At 57.3% G+C, this 16,370-nt stretch carries 16 protein-coding genes; 5 read left to right on the top strand and 11 right to left on the bottom strand.

Annotated elements, in window-relative coordinates:
- Positions 1–35 precede the first annotated feature (35 nt).
- Positions 36–1,145: a high-affinity branched-chain amino acid ABC transporter substrate-binding protein LivK gene (gene livK, locus ACR42C_RS01350; protein ID WP_116343990.1), complete on the bottom strand. Its 1,110-nt coding sequence runs from the start codon at positions 1,143–1,145 to the stop codon at positions 36–38.
- A gap of 424 nt (positions 1,146–1,569) precedes the next feature.
- Between livK and panM the strand changes: the two genes are divergently transcribed.
- The gene (gene panM, locus ACR42C_RS01345) at positions 1,570–1,959 is read left to right on the top strand and encodes an aspartate 1-decarboxylase autocleavage activator PanM (protein ID WP_059355744.1); all 390 of its coding nucleotides are present in this window, start codon (positions 1,570–1,572) and stop codon (positions 1,957–1,959) included.
- 104 nt (positions 1,960–2,063) lie between these two features.
- Here panM and livJ read toward each other — a convergent pair whose 3' ends face one another.
- The 6 genes from livJ to ftsY form a co-directional block, all read right to left on the bottom strand.
- Entirely contained in the window at positions 2,064–3,164 is a 1,101-nt protein-coding gene (livJ, locus tag ACR42C_RS01340; protein ID WP_320720749.1) for a branched chain amino acid ABC transporter substrate-binding protein LivJ, read from the bottom strand.
- Between the two features lie 197 nt (positions 3,165–3,361).
- Positions 3,362–4,627, bottom strand: a complete 1,266-nt coding sequence (locus tag ACR42C_RS01335) for a 4-aminobutyrate--2-oxoglutarate transaminase (RefSeq protein WP_320720748.1) — start codon at positions 4,625–4,627, stop codon at positions 3,362–3,364.
- A gap of 135 nt (positions 4,628–4,762) precedes the next feature.
- Positions 4,763–5,620 carry an RNA polymerase sigma factor RpoH gene (rpoH, locus tag ACR42C_RS01330; RefSeq protein ID WP_028015143.1) on the bottom strand — a complete coding sequence of 286 codons (858 nt, stop codon included), beginning with the start codon at positions 5,618–5,620 and terminating at the stop codon, positions 4,763–4,765.
- A gap of 251 nt (positions 5,621–5,871) precedes the next feature.
- Entirely contained in the window at positions 5,872–6,927 is a 1,056-nt protein-coding gene (ftsX, locus tag ACR42C_RS01325; RefSeq protein WP_028015142.1) for a permease-like cell division protein FtsX, read from the bottom strand.
- On the bottom strand, positions 6,914–7,585 hold the full coding sequence (ftsE, locus tag ACR42C_RS01320) for a cell division ATP-binding protein FtsE (RefSeq protein ID WP_003861525.1): 672 nt from the start codon (positions 7,583–7,585) through the stop codon (positions 6,914–6,916). The genes ftsX and ftsE overlap by 14 nt, the downstream gene beginning before the upstream one ends.
- 2 nt (positions 7,586–7,587) lie before the next feature.
- The gene (gene ftsY, locus ACR42C_RS01315) at positions 7,588–9,048 is read right to left on the bottom strand and encodes a signal recognition particle-docking protein FtsY (protein ID WP_479984657.1); all 1,461 of its coding nucleotides are present in this window, start codon (positions 9,046–9,048) and stop codon (positions 7,588–7,590) included.
- 127 nt (positions 9,049–9,175) lie between these two features.
- Here ftsY and rsmD point away from each other — a divergent pair, with 127 nt between their 5' ends.
- Positions 9,176–9,778 carry a 16S rRNA (guanine(966)-N(2))-methyltransferase gene (gene rsmD / locus ACR42C_RS01310; protein WP_028015140.1) on the top strand — a complete coding sequence of 201 codons (603 nt, stop codon included), beginning with the start codon at positions 9,176–9,178 and terminating at the stop codon, positions 9,776–9,778.
- The gene (locus ACR42C_RS01305) at positions 9,762–10,043 is read left to right on the top strand and encodes a DUF1145 family protein (RefSeq protein ID WP_014882110.1); all 282 of its coding nucleotides are present in this window, start codon (positions 9,762–9,764) and stop codon (positions 10,041–10,043) included. Before rsmD ends, ACR42C_RS01305 begins: the two co-directional genes overlap by 17 nt.
- A gap of 95 nt (positions 10,044–10,138) precedes the next feature.
- On the opposite strand, the gene ACR42C_RS01300 is transcribed toward ACR42C_RS01305, so the two are convergent.
- Positions 10,139–10,498 carry a DUF2500 domain-containing protein gene (locus tag ACR42C_RS01300; RefSeq protein WP_116343987.1) on the bottom strand — a complete coding sequence of 120 codons (360 nt, stop codon included), beginning with the start codon at positions 10,496–10,498 and terminating at the stop codon, positions 10,139–10,141.
- Positions 10,499–10,627: 129 nt separating this feature from the next.
- Here ACR42C_RS01300 and ACR42C_RS01295 point away from each other — a divergent pair, with 129 nt between their 5' ends.
- Complete coding sequence (locus tag ACR42C_RS01295; RefSeq protein ID WP_116343986.1) at positions 10,628–11,254, top strand: lysoplasmalogenase; 627 nt, start codon at positions 10,628–10,630, stop codon at positions 11,252–11,254.
- Between the two features lie 76 nt (positions 11,255–11,330).
- Positions 11,331–13,502 carry a Zn(II)/Cd(II)/Pb(II) translocating P-type ATPase ZntA gene (gene zntA / locus ACR42C_RS01290; RefSeq protein ID WP_479984656.1) on the top strand — a complete coding sequence of 724 codons (2,172 nt, stop codon included), beginning with the start codon at positions 11,331–11,333 and terminating at the stop codon, positions 13,500–13,502.
- A gap of 58 nt (positions 13,503–13,560) precedes the next feature.
- Here the strand turns inward: zntA and ACR42C_RS01285 are convergent, their stop codons facing one another.
- From ACR42C_RS01285 to ACR42C_RS01275, 3 genes are read right to left on the bottom strand one after another with little or no spacing between them, the layout of a single operon-like run.
- Positions 13,561–14,847 carry a TRAP transporter large permease gene (locus tag ACR42C_RS01285; RefSeq protein WP_163330889.1) on the bottom strand — a complete coding sequence of 429 codons (1,287 nt, stop codon included), beginning with the start codon at positions 14,845–14,847 and terminating at the stop codon, positions 13,561–13,563.
- Positions 14,848–14,857: 10 nt separating this feature from the next.
- Positions 14,858–15,367: a TRAP transporter small permease gene (locus tag ACR42C_RS01280; protein ID WP_061099578.1), complete on the bottom strand. Its 510-nt coding sequence runs from the start codon at positions 15,365–15,367 to the stop codon at positions 14,858–14,860.
- 12 nt (positions 15,368–15,379) lie between these two features.
- A complete protein-coding gene (locus tag ACR42C_RS01275; RefSeq protein WP_192984284.1) occupies positions 15,380–16,351 on the bottom strand; it encodes a TRAP transporter substrate-binding protein in 972 nt (323 codons plus the stop codon).
- Positions 16,352–16,370 lie beyond the last annotated feature (19 nt).

Here is a 16,370-nt window from a genome sequence, read left to right as displayed (position 1 = left end):
TTTATACCCGCCCGGTGAGCCGGGCGGTGGGATAATTATTTGGCGGCCGAGGACGAACCGTCGGCGTGCCACTTAAAGACACCAAACTCAAATCCCTTCAGATCGCCTTTCTCATCCCAGTTCAGCGGCCCAATCACGGTGTTCGCCCCGTGCGCTTTTAAATCTTTCACCAGATCCAGCGGTTCTTTGCTGCCGGTACGATCCAGGGCCGTCGCCAGAGACTGCACGGCCGCGTAGGTGATCCAGACGTATGGACCGCTCGGATCCTTCTTCTGCGCCTTGAGCGCATCCACGATAGCCTTGTTGGCCGGATCCTGGTCATAGCGTTTTGGCATCGTCACCAGCATGCCTTCGGCAGAATCCCCCGCGATGTTTGACAGGGAGGCGTTGCCCACGCCCTCTGGCCCCATAAATTGGGTTTTCAGACCGGTGGCGCGCGCCTGGCGCAGCATTTGACCCATCTCCGGGTAGTAGCCGCCGTAGTAAACGAAGTCGATATTCTCTTTTTGCAGACGGGCGATCAGCGCGGAGAAGTCTTTCTCACCGGCGGTAATGCCGTCGAAGAAGACGATGTTCGCGCCGCCTTTTTTCAGGCCGTCCTGAACGGAGCGCGCCAGGCCTTCGCCGTACTGCTGTTTGTCATGAATGATAGCAATACGCTTTGGCTTAACGGTGTCGAGAATGTATTTCGCCGCGGTGGGCCCCTGCGAGGAGTCCAGACCGGCGGTACGCATAATGTGCTGGTATCCGCGCTGGGTCAGCTCAGGGTTAGTTGCTCCAGGGGTGATCATCAGGATGCCTTCGTCTTCGTAGATATCAGACGCCGGCTGGGTGGAAGATGAACACAGGTGGCCGATCACGTACTGGATACCGTCGTTGACGATTTTGTTGGCGACCGCGACGGCCTGTTTCGGATCGCACGCGTCGTCATATTCCACGCCCACCAGCTTGTCGCCCTTGATGCCGCCCTTAGCGTTGATGTCTTTAATGGCCTGGCGCGCGCCGTTGAACTCCATGTCACCCCACTGGGCAACAGGGCCGGACATCGCACCCACTACCGCAACTTTAATGTCCTCCGCCATAGCGGCATGCGAGATCGACAGTGCGACCATCCCCGCGATTAACGTCTTCGCGTTCCTTTTCATCTCTGAATCCCCATTCGTGATGTCGTGTTTATATTTTGTTTTATTATGGTTAAAAAGCATTCTGTACTTTTAATGAACAACGCTATTTTTACCAGTGCCTTTAATGGTTTAGCGCAGGTTTTTATCAAAAACCAGACTAAAATCTCTATTTTTCAGGCGATTAAGCAAAGATAATATTCTGAAATCAGGCAGAGATAAACAAATAAAAGTGCAGTTTGCAGCATAAAATAACGGTACAAAGCGCCGAATAAAACACTGCCTTTCAGGTTAAAATTCTGCTTATTTTTCGATCCATGTGTTTTCACACTGCCCATTGCATTGCTAAAAAACTAATCACCTGGTTAATGAGAATAAAAAGAGGAAGCCGCTGAGTGAATAAATTGAGTACACTGCCCCTACTCAATTTGATTTGGACAAGTAGCTAATGAAACTGACTATCGTGCGTCTGGTGACCTTTAGCGACCAGGATCATATCGACCTGGGCAAGATCTGGCCGGAATATTCCCCTTCGTCACTGCATGTCGACGAGAACCATCGCATTTATGCCGCGCGCTTTAACGAGCGCTTGCTGGCTGCGGTTCGCGTGACCCTGAGCGGCACGGAGGGGGCGCTGGACTCGCTGCGCGTACGTGACGTGACCCGTCGTCGCGGTGTGGGACAGTATTTAATTGAAGAAGTGATCCGCGAAAACCCGAACGTGAACTCATGGTGGATGGCCGACGTGGGCGTGGAAGACCGCGGCGTGATGGCGGCGTTTATGCAGGCGTTAGGGTTTACGGCGCAGGAGAGCGGGTGGGAGAAGCGCCAGAGTTGATTTGTGCGGCCTGATCTGTGCGGCCTGATGCCCTCACCCCGGCCCTCTCCCACGGGGAGAGGGAGAAAACATTAAAAAAGGCAACTTACGTTGCCTTTTTGCTTTTATTTGGCGTCTGTCGCCGTGCCGTTCGCATGCCAGTCAAACACGCCGAACTCGAAGCCCTTCAGATCGCCCTTCGCATCCCAGGACAGCGGCCCCATGACGGTTTCGACCGTGTTCGCTTTCAGCCAGGTAGCAATCTCAGCCGGATCGGCTGACTGGTTCAGACCCGCCTGCAGGGACTGCAGCGCAGCGTAGGTAGTCCAGACGAACGCGCCGCTTGGATCCTGTTTCTTCGCCTTGATGGCATCCACGATAGGTTTGTTCGCAGGGACCTGGTCGTAGTTCTTCGGCTTGGTTACCAGCAGGCCTTCGGCTGATTCACCCGCGATGTTAGACAGGGACACGTTCGCCACGCCTTCCGGGCCCATGAACTGGGTTTTCAGACCGGCCGCGCGCGCCTGGCGCAGGATCTGGCCCATTTCCGGGTGGTAACCACCGTAGTAAACGAAATCAATATTCTCTTTCTTCAGACGCGCCACCAACGTGGAGAAGTCTTTCTCACCGGCGGTGATCCCGTCAAAGAAGACCACGTTGGCATTGCCTTTTTTCAGACCGTCCTGCACCGCACGGGCCAGACCTTCACCATACTGCTGTTTGTCGTGAACAATCGCGATACGCTGCGGCTTCACTTTTTCCAGAATGTACTTAGCCGCCGTTGGGCCCTGATCGGAGTCCAGACCCGTGGTGCGCAGGGTCAGCTTGTAGCCTCGCGCGGTCAGCTCTGGTGCAGTTGCAGCCGGGGTGATCATCAGAATGCCTTCGTCTTCGTAGATGTCAGACGCTGGCTGAGTAGAGGAGGAGCAGAGGTGACCGATAACGTATTTGATCCCGTCGTTCACCACTTTGTTCGCTACCGCGACCGCTTGCTTCGGGTCACAGGCATCGTCGTATTTTAGGATCTGCAGTTTTTCGCCCTTGATGCCGCCCTTAGCATTAATGTCTGCAACCGCCTGTTCAGCGCCCGTAAACTCCTGGTCGCCGTACTGTGCTACCGGACCGGACATTGCGCCCACAACAGCCACTTTAATATCTGCCTGTGCCATGGTGCTGAATGCCAACGCGATACATCCTGCCAGTAACGCTTTACCCTTCATGTTCATCCTGAGATTCCCCATTATTATGGTTATTACGATTGTTGTGATGTTGTTGTGCAGTGCTTTATTTCAGTTATTGGTGTGCTGTTCGCGCTTTCTCAGCATACTCTGCTAAAACATACCCCATTTTTATGATTTTGGAATAGCTAATTTGAAATGAATATATGATAAGCCCGACAGGATTTACCGCCGGGCTTGTGGCTTTAACGTGTCAGCGACGCGGAGATAATATCCAGCGCTTTACGGAACTGCGCTTCTGGGATGGTAAGCGGATAGAGGAAGCGGATAACGTTGCCATACACGCCGCAGCTCAGCAGAAGCAGCCCTTCGTTCAACGCGCGTTCCTGCACCTGGCGGGTGAATTCCGGCGAAGGCTGCCCGGATTGCGGATCGTTAAACTCTACCGCCACCATCGAGCCCTGTGCGCGAATGTCAGCGATATATGGGCAGTGTTCCTTGGCTTTATTGAGCACTTCCACCAGGTGATGACCGAGATGCGCCGAGCGCGTGCAGAGATCTTCCTCATCAATCACGTCCAGCACCGCGTGCGCTGCGGCAATCGCCAGCGGATTACCTGCGTAGGTGCCGCCCAGCCCGCCCGGCGCAGGCGCGTCCATCACGTCGGCACGGCCCGATACCGCTGAAAGCGGCATCCCGCCCGCCAGGCTTTTTGCCATGGTGATCAGGTCCGGCTTCACGCAGTGCTGTTCCATCGAGAAAAGCTTGCCGGTGCGGGCGAAGCCGCTTTGTACCTCGTCAGCAATCAGCAAAATGCCGTGGGTATCGCACAGGGCGCGAAGAGCCTGCATAAAATCAGCGGGCGCGATGTTGAAACCGCCCTCCCCCTGAACCGGTTCGAGAATAATGGCCGCGACCTGGTCAGGAGCGATATCGGCTTTGAAGATGCGTTCCAGGCTTTTCAACGCTTCCGCCGTGCTGACGCCGTGCAGCTCGTTCGGATACTGCGCGTGATACACCGAGCCGGGGAACGGGCCGAAGCCGAGCTTGTACGGCGCGACTTTACCGGTCAGCGCCATGGTCATAAAAGTGCGGCCGTGGAACGCGCCGCCGAAGGTGATAAGGCCAGGGCGCCTGGTGTACGCGCGGGCAATTTTGACCGCGTTTTCGACTGCCTCAGCCCCCGTCGAGAAGAACGCGGTTTTGGCCGGACCGTCAATCGGCACGCGCTGGTTGATGCGCTCGGCAAGCGCCACGTAGCCTTCGTACGGCACAATCTGGTAGGCCGTGTGGGTAAACGCGTGGAGTTGTTTTTCTATAGCGGAGATGACTTTGGGATGGCGATGGCCGGTATTCAGCACCGCGATCCCGGCGGCGAAGTCGATGTACTCATTGCCTTCCACGTCCCACACCGTGGCGTTTTCGGCTTTGTCGGCATAGAAGTTACACATGACGCCGATGCCGCGCGGCGTCGCCTGTAAACGCCGGTCGTTCAGTTCGTTATTTTTCACCCTGTCCCCCTGAGAAGTCGCCTGCTTAGCGCATCAGTAAGTGTTTGCCAGGGGGAGGGAATTCGCCAGAGCGGGCGCTAAAAAAACAAAACCCCCAGACTCTCATCCAGGGGTTCTCGGTGTTATTCGCGGTAATTACGCTTCGATAGCGGCGCGAAGTTTTTTCATGGCGTTCTTTTCAAGCTGACGAACACGTTCCGCAGAAACGCCGTAGCGGTCGGCCAGCTCCTGCAGCGTGGACTTGTTGTCTTCGTCCAGCCAGCGGGCGCGGATGATATCCTGGCTACGTTCGTCGAGGCCTTCCATCGCATGGGTCAGCTTGTTCGCGGCCTGATCTTCCCAGTTATCCTCTTCGATGCCGTCGGCAAAGTTAGAGGTTTTATCCTGCAGATACAGAACCGGTGCCATCGGCTGGCTGTCAGATGCGTCGTCGTCGGAGGACATATCGAAAGTCATGTCCTGCGCGGCCATACGGGATTCCATCTCACGCACGTCTTTGCTGGATACGCCCAGCTCACGCGCCACCATTTCCACTTCATCCTGATTGAACCAGCCCAGACGCTGCTTGGTTTTACGCAGGTTGAAGAACAGCTTACGTTGCGCTTTTGTCGTGGCGACCTTCACGATACGCCAGTTGCGCAGCACGTATTCATGAATTTCTGCTTTGATCCAGTGTACGGCGAAGGAGACCAGTCGCACGCCCACTTCCGGGTTAAAGCGACGTACAGCCTTCATCAGGCCGATGTTACCTTCCTGAATCAAGTCCGCCTGCGGCAGGCCATAGCCCGCATAGTTACGAGCAATGTGAACAACAAAGCGCAGGTGAGACAGGATCAGCTTCTTCGCTGCTTCCAGATCGCCCTGGTAATGCAGCTTTTCAGCAAGCTCCTTTTCTTCCTCGGCCGTTAACATCGGCCAGGTGTTCGCAGCCCGGATATAAGATTCCAGGTTACCAACAGGGGCTAAAGCTAAAGTTTGCATTTCTTTGGTCATTCATTCCTCTCAATGTTTCTTCTGGTCCAGGCTGTCCCCGTCAGGCAACAACCATGCCAAAGCGTTTGAGCAACGAGATTAGCATTCACTCTTTTATCAGACAGTGATTTTATCCACAAGTTCCAGGTGCAACGGTGAATAAATTACGCACAAAATGTGACATGGAGATGATAACAGGGGAAGAGACAACAGGGACGCTTTCCCTGCAGAGCGAACATCTCGGTGCAGGGAAAGATTATATCACGCTTTTATTAGTCGGGAGTAAAGTGGCGTAAATGTTGAACCGTTGCCAGCCATGCGGCAATCCAGCCGATCATGGAGCACACCAGCAGCAACAGCAGGCACTCATCGAAGCCTAAACCACTGATATCAAACTTAGTTCCGAAAACCTGCGCCACTTCAGTGACGGCAGACGAAAGCCGCATCACCAAAATTTCTGACAATATCAGTGAAAGAAATGCGCCGGAGAAACCGAGCAGTGCGCCGCCGTAAAGGAACGGACGCAGGATGAAACCGTCCGTTGCGCCAATCAGTTTCTGCACGTTGATGGTATCGCGGCGCGCAAAGATGCTCAGGCGCACGCTGTTACCGATGACGAGGAACACCGCCGCCACCATCAGCACGCCGATCATCGCCGACACGCGTCCCACCAGCCCGGTCAGTGCCGCAAGACGGGCAAACCAGCTGTCGTCCATGCGTACTTCATCAATCCCGTTGATGCGGGTGATGCGGTCGCGCAGGGTATTCAGCGAATCGGTGCCCTGGAAATCAAGCTTCGGGATCACCACCGCCACCGCAGGCAGCGGGTTCTCTTCGAGCATATCCAGCGCGCCGCCAAAGCCTGACCAGTTACGGAACTCGCCCAGCGCTTCTTCACGGGAAAGATAATTGACCTTTTCCACGCCCTGCTCGGCCTGGATTTGCCCGACCACCTGCGCCGCCGCGTTATCGTCGAGCGCTTTATCCAGATAAACGGTGATCTGCGGTGACGGATAATACTGCGACGCCGCCTGGTTGACGTTCTTATAGACCATGTAGCAGACGCTTGGCAGCGTCAGGGAGATGGCAATCACCATCACCGTCAGGAACGTCGCCAGCGGTTTGCTTTTCAGGTCCTGCAGCGCGCCGTGGAAGGCGTAACGCACCTGCTCGTTAAACACGTTGGTCTTGCGGGAGGCCGGCTTCGGCGCCGCTTTCTGGCGCTTAGGCGCATTACGATTGCCGTCACCGCCGCCCTGCGGCTTACGGAAACGGTCAAACCGGTTCCCGAACTGCCGAATCTGGTTCATTGCATCACGCTTGTTCACCGTGGCCTCCGTGCAAATGCCCGTCGCTCAGGGTCAGCATGCGGTACGAACGACGAGAAATGAGTCCCATATCGTGCGTCGCCATCAGTACCGTTACCCCTACGCGGTTGAATTCCTCAAACAGACGCAAAATCCCTTCGGACAGGGCATCGTCCAGGTTACCGGTCGGTTCATCCGCCAGCAGTACCGCAGGCTTGTTCACCACCGCGCGGGCGATGCCGACGCGCTGCTGTTCACCGCCGGAGAGCTGGATCGGGAAGTTCTTCGCTTTGTCCAGCAGCCCGACCTTATCCAGCGCCGCAGAGACGCGACGACGGATATCGTCATAGCTGGCGCCGGCAATAATCAGCGGGATCGCCACGTTATCGAAAACGGTGCGATCCATCAGCAGGTGGTGATCCTGGAAAATCATGCCGATCTGACGACGCAGAAACGGCACTTCGCGGTTTTTCAGACGGCTAATTTCGTGGCCGCTGAACCAGATTTTCCCGGCGCTTGGCCGTTCTATCCCACAGATAAGCTTGAGCAGGGTACTTTTCCCCGCGCCGGAATGGCCGGTCAGGAATGCCATCTCGCCCGGCTGCAGGTGGAACGTCACCCCCTGCAGCGCTTGTCTCCCACCGAGATAGGCCTTGCTGACGTGTTCAAAGCGAATCATTGTTAGTCCTCTCGGGCAAATAATGCCTCAATAAAGTCGTCCGCCTTAAACGGACGCAAATCCTCAATACGCTCGCCCACACCGATGTAGCGGATAGGAATGCCGAACTGGTCGGCCACGGAGAAGATCACCCCGCCTTTCGCGGTGCCGTCCAGCTTGGTCAGCGCGATCCCCGTCAGTCCTACCGCTTCATGGAACAGCTTCGCCTGGCTAATGGCGTTCTGCCCGGTGCTGGCGTCGATAGTCAGCATAATTTCATGCGGTGCATCTTCGTCCAGCTTCTTCATGACGCGGACGATTTTCTTCAACTCTTCCATCAGGTGCGATTTGTTCTGCAAACGCCCTGCGGTGTCGGCGATCAGCACGTCCACGTTGCGCGACTTCGCCGCCTGGATGGCGTCGAAAATCACGGACGCGGAATCCGCGCCGGTGTGCTGGGCAATCACCGGAATGTTGTTGCGCTGGCCCCACACCTGGAGCTGCTCAACCGCTGCCGCACGGAAGGTATCGCCCGCCGCCAGCATCACCGATTTGCCCTGCTGCTCAAACTGACGCGCCAGCTTGCCGATGGTGGTGGTTTTACCCACGCCGTTAACGCCAACCATCAGAATAACAAATGGCGTTTTGCCTTCAATATTAAGCGGTTCGTCAACTTTTGCGAGAATTTCACCCATCTCGTCTTTCAGCAGGCCGTACAGCGCCTCGGCGTCGCGCAACTGTTTGCGGCTCGCCCCTTCGGTCAGGTTGGTGATGATCTTACGGGTGGTCTCCACGCCCACGTCCGCAATCAGCAGTTGCTCTTCCAGCTCTTCAAACAGATCGTCGTCGATCTTCTTGCCGCGGAACAGACTGATAAATCCGGAACCTAAGTTTTCTTTGGTTTTGAGCAGGCTGCGCTTCAGGCGCGCGAAGAAACCTTCTTTGGTCGGTTTTTCCTGCTCCTGCACGATCTCTTCTTCGGCCTGCTCTTCCACCGGCACAACGATGACCGACTCTTCCGCGGCTTCCGCCGCCAGCGCCTGGGCTTCCAGCTCTTCGTCGGTCAGCTCTGGCTCAAGTGCCGCCTCTTCTTCCACCGCCTCAACGATTTCAACGGTTTCCGCTTCGGCCTGCCACTCTTCGGCAGACATCTCTTCGGCGTTGACCTCTTCCGGCAGCGGCAGCTCTTCATGTTCTGTTGCGGCCTGAGGCGCATCGGCAACGGTCTCGATGACGACCGGCTCTGGCTTCTCGCTCTCCTGAACCTGTTCAGTAACCTCAACCACCTCTTCAGCAAAGGATTCAATCTCTTCTTTGCTGTGGGCAGGCTCTTCCGCTTCGACAACCGCAGCGGTTTCTACTGGCGTTTCAGGCTGTGACTGCTCTTCTGCAACCTGTTGTTCTTCGGTTTTCTGTTCTGTTTCTTGCTCTTTTTCACCGAAACCCAACCAGGAAAAGAAGCCACGTTTTTTTTGTTTTGCCATCTGCGACTACACTCCTCGCGGCGCTATATACAGGGAAGCTAAAAAAATGATGAAATAGTCTAACACTTTACTTAATTGACATCACCGCCCGCAATCGCAGGGCAATGGTTAACAGAGCTTTCCAGAGATGAAGAAACCCACCCGCGCCCCGGCCGGTCAAATTCGCATTATCGGCGGCCAGTGGCGAGGCCGGAAATTACCGGTGCCGGACAGCCCCGGTTTACGCCCCACCACCGACCGCGTTCGCGAGACGCTGTTTAACTGGCTTGCCCCGTCAATGGTAGACGCCCATTGCCTGGACTGCTTCGCCGGAAGCGGTGCCTTAGGGCTGGAGGCGCTGTCGCGCTATGCTGCCAGCGCCACGCTGCTGGAGATGGAGCGCGGCGTCGCGCAGACCCTGCAGCAAAATCTGGCGACGCTGAAGGCGACGAATGCGAAAGTGGTAAATACCAATACGCTAAGCTTCCTCGCGCAACAGGGCACGCCGCATAACGTCGTGTTTGTTGACCCGCCGTTCCGCAAGGGGCTGCTGGAAGAGACATTATCCCTGCTGGAGCACAATGGCTGGCTGGCGGATGACGCGCTAATTTATGTAGAAAGCGAAGTGGAAAACGGCCTGCCACCCGTTCCCGTTCACTGGGATCTGCACCGCGAAAAGGTCGCAGGCCAGGTGGCTTATCGTCTGTATCACCGTCAGGCACAAGGAGGATCCGATGCCGGTACTGATTAACCTGGGACGCTTGCTGATGCTGGGCGTCTGGGCATTTTTGATTTTGAATCTGGTGCACCCGTTCCCGCGCCCGTTGAATATCTTCGTTAACGTGGCGCTGATTTTCACGTCGTTTATGCACGCCCTGCAGATGGTGATGCTGAAAAATGGTCTGCCAAAAGATGGCCCGCCGATGACCGGCTGGCAGCAGCTGCGGGTGTTTATTTTTGGCGTGTTTGAACTGCTGGTGTGGATGAAGAAATTTAAGGCGCAGGTGAAGAAGTAAGGTGCGGCCTGATGCCCTCACCCTAACCCTCTCCCAGAGGGAGAGGGGACGATTACACCCTCTCCCTCTGGGAGAGGGCCGGGGTGAGGGGAAAATTACCGCTCCGGTTCAAACCCTTCAAACCGCGACCCTTTGTAGCTCAACGTCCCTTTCTCCCCTACCGTCAGCCGATGGTACTGCTGCGCCTCCAGGCGGAAGGTCATCTCCAGGCCGCCCGTTTCTGGCTTAAAGCTCGCTTCATAGCGCATTGTTGTGCCCGCAGGCGTCACCTGCTGCTGGCGCGAGCGGCGGTCGTTGAGCGGCTTCTCACGTTTGTTGGTCACCACCACGCGCTTTTGCATCAGCGGTGCGGCATCGTTATCCGCCTTCTCCCGGCGCTGTTGCACGAAGCGGAACGAGGCGGCAATGACGATAATCGCCACCACGATAATGAAAAACAGCGGCATCTTGCTCATTAAAACATCCCATCAGATTATGCGGAATTCAGGATACCTCGCCTGCCCCGGCATTGCCAAACGCCCGCCCGCGTCACTACACTGGATCAGAAACTGATTATTCAGCCTCAACAGTTACAGGGAGTTAATATGCTTTGGTCATTTATCGCTGTCTGTTTTTCCGCATGGCTTTACGTCGATGCGTCCTATCGCGGTCCAGCCTGGCAGCGCTGGTTGTTTAAACCCGTTACGCTGCTGTTGCTTCTGCTTTTAGCCTGGCAAGCCCCGATGTTTAACGCCATCAGCTATCTGGTGCTCGCCGGGCTGTGTGCCTCCCTGATTGGCGATGCCTTAACCCTGCTGCCGCGCCAGCGCCTGCTGTACGCCGTGGGGGCGTTCTTCCTGTCGCATCTGCTGTATACCATCTATTTTGCCAGCCAGATGACGCTCTCCTTCTTCTGGCCGCTGCCGCTGGTGCTGCTGGTGATTGGCGCCCTGCTGATAGCAGTCATCTGGTCGCGTCTGGAAGAGATGCGTCTGCCGGTCTGTACGTTTATCGCTATGACGCTGGTGATGGTGTGGCTGGCCGGGGAGCTATGGTTCTTCCGTCCAACCGCCCCGGCGATGTCCGCCTTCTTCGGTGCGGCACTGCTGTTACTCGGCAATATCGTCTGGCTGGGCAGCCACTATCGCCGCCGCTTCCGGGCGGATAACGCGATTGCCGCCGCCTGCTACTTTGCCGGGCATTTCCTGATTGTGCGTTCGCTGTATATTTAAATAAGCCTTGACTCCGGAGTCGACTCCAGAGTGTATGCTGCGGTTAATGAGAAAATTATCATTACCGGAGACTGCCATGTCGACTCCAGAAACATCTAAAAAAGTTCCACAACTTTCGGCACTTAAGCTCAGTCCGGTTCCGCCGAAAGACGACTGCTGCTGCGAAGGTGCGTGTGAAACGCAAACTCAGGCGCCTCCTGAAAGCGGCAACCGCTACAGCTGGATGGTCAGCGGCATGGACTGCGCGGCCTGCGCCCGCAAAGTGGAAAATGCAGTGAAGCAGGTGCCGGGCGTGAACTACGTTCAGGTGCTGTTTGCCACCGAAAAGCTGCTGGTCAGCGCCGATAGCGACGTCATGAAGCAGGTTGAAGCTGCCGTCAGCAAGGCGGGCTATACCCTGCGCAGCGAAACGGCTCCCGCTGAAAAAAACTCCCCGTTAAAAGAAAACCTGCCCCTTATCACGCTCATCATCATGATGGCGGTCAGCTGGGGTCTGGAGCAGATTAACCACCCGTTCGGTAACATGGCGTTTATCGCCACTACCCTGGTCGGGCTCTTCCCGATAGCCCGTCAGGCTCTGCGCCTGATAAGAAGCGGCAGCTGGTTCGCCATCGAAACGCTGATGAGCGTGGCGGCCATCGGCGCGCTGTTTATCGGCGCGACGGCGGAAGCGGCGATGGTCCTGCTGCTGTTCTTAATCGGCGAACGGCTTGAGGGCTGGGCGGCGAGCCGGGCGCGCAAAGGGGTAAGCGCGCTGATGGCGCTGAAGCCCGAAACCGCCACGCGGGTTAATGAAGGCAAACGTGAAACTGTCGCCATCAGCACGCTGCGACCGGGCGATGTGATTGAAGTGGCCGCGGGCGGACGCCTGCCAGCCGACGGTACGCTGCTCACCGCCACCGCAAGCTTTGACGAAAGCGCCCTGACCGGAGAATCCATTCCGGTAGAGCGTGCCGCAGGCGAAAAAGTCCCTGCCGGTGCCACCAGCGTTGACCGCCTGGTACAGCTCAAAGTCCTGTCCGAACCGGGCGATAGCGCCATCGACCGCATCCTGAAGCTGATTGAAGAAGCCGAAGAACGCCGCGCGCCCGTCGAGCGTTTCATCGACCGCTTCAGCCGGATTTACACCCCCGCTATCATGCTGGTTGCCCTGCTGGTTACCGTGATTCCACCGCTGTTTTTCGGCGCGCCGTGGGAGGGCTGGATTTATAAAGGGCTGACCCTGCTGCTGATCGGCTGCCCGTGCGCGCTGGTGATCTCCACGCCGGCGGCGATTACCTCAGGACTGGCGGCAGCGGCCCGTCGCGGGGCGCTGATTAAGGGCGGCGCGGCGCTGGAACAGCTCAGTCAGATCCGGCATATCGCCTTCGATAAAACGGGTACGCTGACCGTCGGCAAGCCGCAGGTGACGGGTGTCTACCCGCAGGCTATCGGTGAAGACGAACTGCTGGCGCTGGCCGCCGCCGTGGAGCAGGGCTCCGCTCACCCGCTGGCGCAGGCGATTGTGCGTGAAGCGCAGGGACGCGGGCTGAATATCCCTTCGGCAACCGCCCAGCGGGCGCTGGTCGGGTCAGGAATTGAGGCCGTCGTCGACGGTAAAAAGGTACTGATTGTTGCGGCGGGCACATTATCTCATCCACAGGTTGAGGCATTAGAGCAGGCCGGTCAGACGGTCGTTGCCGTGATGCAGGACGGCGCGCCGCTGGGCATGCTGGCACTGCGCGATACCCTGCGCGATGATGCAAAAGACGCCGTGGCGGAGCTGCATCAACTAGGCGTACAGGGCGTGATCCTGACCGGTGATAACCCGCGCGCGGCGGCAGCGATTGCCGGCGAGCTGGGGCTCGAGTTTAAGGCCGGGTTGCTGCCTGCGGATAAGGTCAGCGCGGTAACCGAGCTAAACAGCCGCGCGCCGCTGGCGATGGTGGGTGACGGAATTAACGATGCTCCGGCGATGAAGGCCGCAACCCTCGGTATTGCAATGGGCAGCGGTACCGATGTGGCGCTGGAAACGGCCGATGCGGCGCTGACCCATAACCGCCTGACCGGGCTGGCGCAGATGATTAGCCTGGCGCGGGCGACGCGCGCCAATATCCGCCAGAACATCGGCATTGCGCTGGGTCTGAAGGGGATATTTCTCGTCACCACGCTGCTCGGTATGACCGGGCTGTGGCTGGCGGTGCTGGCGGATACCGGGGCGACGGTGCTGGTCACGGCGAACGCGCTGCGGCTGTTGCGTCGGAAATAAAATCGTTATCGAACCGTAGGCCGGGTAAGGCGTAGCCGCCACCCGGCATAAAACGGCATCACTGCATCCCTAACACCCCCGGCAACCATAATGAAATCGCCGGTATGTACGTCACCATCCCCAGCACTATCAGCAGCATGCCGTAGAACGGCAGCATCGCCCGCACAACGTGCTCGATCTTCTGCTTGCTCACCGCGCTCGCCACGAACAGCACCGACCCGACCGGCGGGGTGATCAGCCCGATCCCCAGATTGACCATCATGATCATCCCGAAATGCACCGGGTCAATCCCCAGCGAGTTGGTCACCGGCAGCAGCACCGGGGTCAGGATCAGGATGATCGGTGCCATGTCCATCAGCGTGCCGATCAGCAGCAGCATAATGTTGAGGTACATCAGGATCACGTACTTGTTATCGGACAGCGACGTGAAGAACTCGGTGATGCGCATCGGCAGCTGCATGTAGGTCATCACCGCGCCAAACGCTGCGGCAAAGCCAATCAAAATCATCACGATGGTGACCGTTTTGACTGTGCGGCACATCAGCTTCGGCAGTTCGTTCCACTGGTAGTCGCGGTAGATGAACATGGTGACGAAGAACGCCCACAGGCAGGCCACGGCGGCGGATTCGGTGGCGGTAAATATCCCGGACAGGATCCCGCCGAGGATAATCACCACCGTCATCAGCCCCCACAGCGCGTCGAGCATGATTTTCAGCGCCTGTTTGAGAGGGATTTTGTCCCCTTTCGGATAGCCGCGCTTGCGGGCGAAGCACAGGCAGAGCACCATCAGACTCACGCCAAGCAGCAGGCCCGGCAGGACGCCCGCAATGAACAGCGTGGCGATGGAGACCGTGCCACCCGCCGCCAGCGAGTAAATCACCGAGTTGTGGCTGGGCGGGATGAGAATCGCCTGCACCGACCCACTCGCCGTGACCGCCGCCGCGTATTCGCGCGGATAGCCCTTCTTCTCCATTTCCGGGATCATCACGCTGCCGATGGACGCCGTATCCGCCACCGACGAACCGGAAATCGCGCCGAAGAACGTCGAGGCGACGATGTTCACCAACGACAGCCCGCCGCGAATGAAGCCGACAAAAACGTAGGCAAAGTTGACCAGCCGTCGGGCAATGCCCCCTTCCGCCATGATCGCCCCGGCAAGGATAAAGAACGGGATCGCCAGCAGGGTAAATTTGTTCACCCCGCTGGTTATCTGGATCATCAGCGCCTCCAGAGGCAGGTCAATCCACAATGCCCCCGCTACGGCGCTTAAGCCCACGGCAAAGGCCACCGGCATTCCCAGCGCCAGCAAAATGGCGAGGGTGAATAACAAAACAAAAGCATCCATCGTTCACCCCTTAACTGTGATTGCCGATCAGCACGACCGGACGGTTTTCCTGTGAGCCAAACAGCAGGCGTTCAAGCACAAACAGGATCAAAATCGCCGACCCAATCGGCAGCGGAAGATAGCTTTCGCCGGAGGTCAGGATGGGGAACTCCGCCACCGGCTGCTCCCACAGTTCGACGCACAGCCAGTAGCTGTACCAGCACATCAGACCGGAGATCAGCAGCATCAGCAGATCAACCACCCGCGCGCACAGCCGTTGCAGCGACGCGGGCAAACGGTCGGTCAGCATGTTGACCGCGATATGCGATCCGGCGCGGTAACTCACCGCCGCGCCGATGAAGGTGAACGTCACCATGCAGATAATGGCGATCGGCTCCGGCCAGGATTCGCCGCGATTGAGCACGTAGCGTGAAAAGATGCCGATGGGGATGACAATCGTCATCACCAGCAGCGAAATCCCCGCCACCGCCATGGCGAGCAGATACAGACGGTCCATCCACTTCAGGTAGAGTTCGGACATACGTACTCCGGCTTACTGGACGTCAGCGATGGCTTTCATCAGATCCTGATGCTTGTCGCCATACTGCGCGCGCACCGGCTCTGTGGCCTTGATGAATACCGTCTTATCGATATCGTGGAACTGCACGCCGCCCGCCTTCATTTTCGCCAGCGCCTGGTCGTTATACGCATTCCACAGCTTGCGCTGTTCGAACTGCGCTTCACGGGCCAGCGTCAGGATTTTTTGCTGTTCGTCAGCGCTCAGCTTGTCCCATTTCACTTTCGAATAGAGCAGCATTTCGGGGGTGATAAAGTGGCCGCTAAGAGTGTAGTTTTTAGCAACCGGCATGTAGTTGTGAGCGATAAAGGTGGGCGGGTTGTTCTCCGCGCCGTCAATCACGCCGGTCTGCATACCGCTGTAAACCTCGCTAACGCCCATCGCCACCGAGTTCGCCCCCATATCCTTCAGCGTGGCGAGCGCTACCGGGCTACCCTGCACGCGGATTTTCTTCCCTTTCAGATCTTCCGGCTTCACGATCGGCTCTTTGGTGATGAGATTACGGGTGCCGGAATCCATCCAGCCGAGGAAGACCAGCTTCGATTTCGGGTTCGCGGTCAGCTTGTCGCCGATCTGCTTGCCGATATCCCCGTCGATCACCTTGTGCATGTGGTCCTCATCGCGGAAGACGTATGGCAGCGTGAAGACTTCAATATCCGGCAGGATGGCGGCAACCGGCGCCATGGAGACGCGGATCATGTCAATCGCCCCCATCTGCGCCTGCTCTATCATCTGCTTTTCATCCCCCAGCACGCCGCCCGGGAAAACCTTAATTTCCAGCTTGCCGTCGGTTTGCTGTTTGAGTTTTTCACCCATGTGCTGAACCGCGACCACGTTCGGGTAGCCTTCAGGATGCACATCGGCAGCTTTGATGGTTTGGGCAGAAACGGTGCAGGCAAAAGCAGACAGGCACAGCGCGGCCAGTAACGGCTTGAGGGTCGTTTTCATTGAGTCAGCTCCAGGGTAG

It is taken from the genome of Enterobacter sp. MG-EB028 (assembly GCF_056673305.1).
Note: the sequence above shows the minus strand (reverse complement) of the source record. Positions and strands in the feature narration are given on the sequence as shown.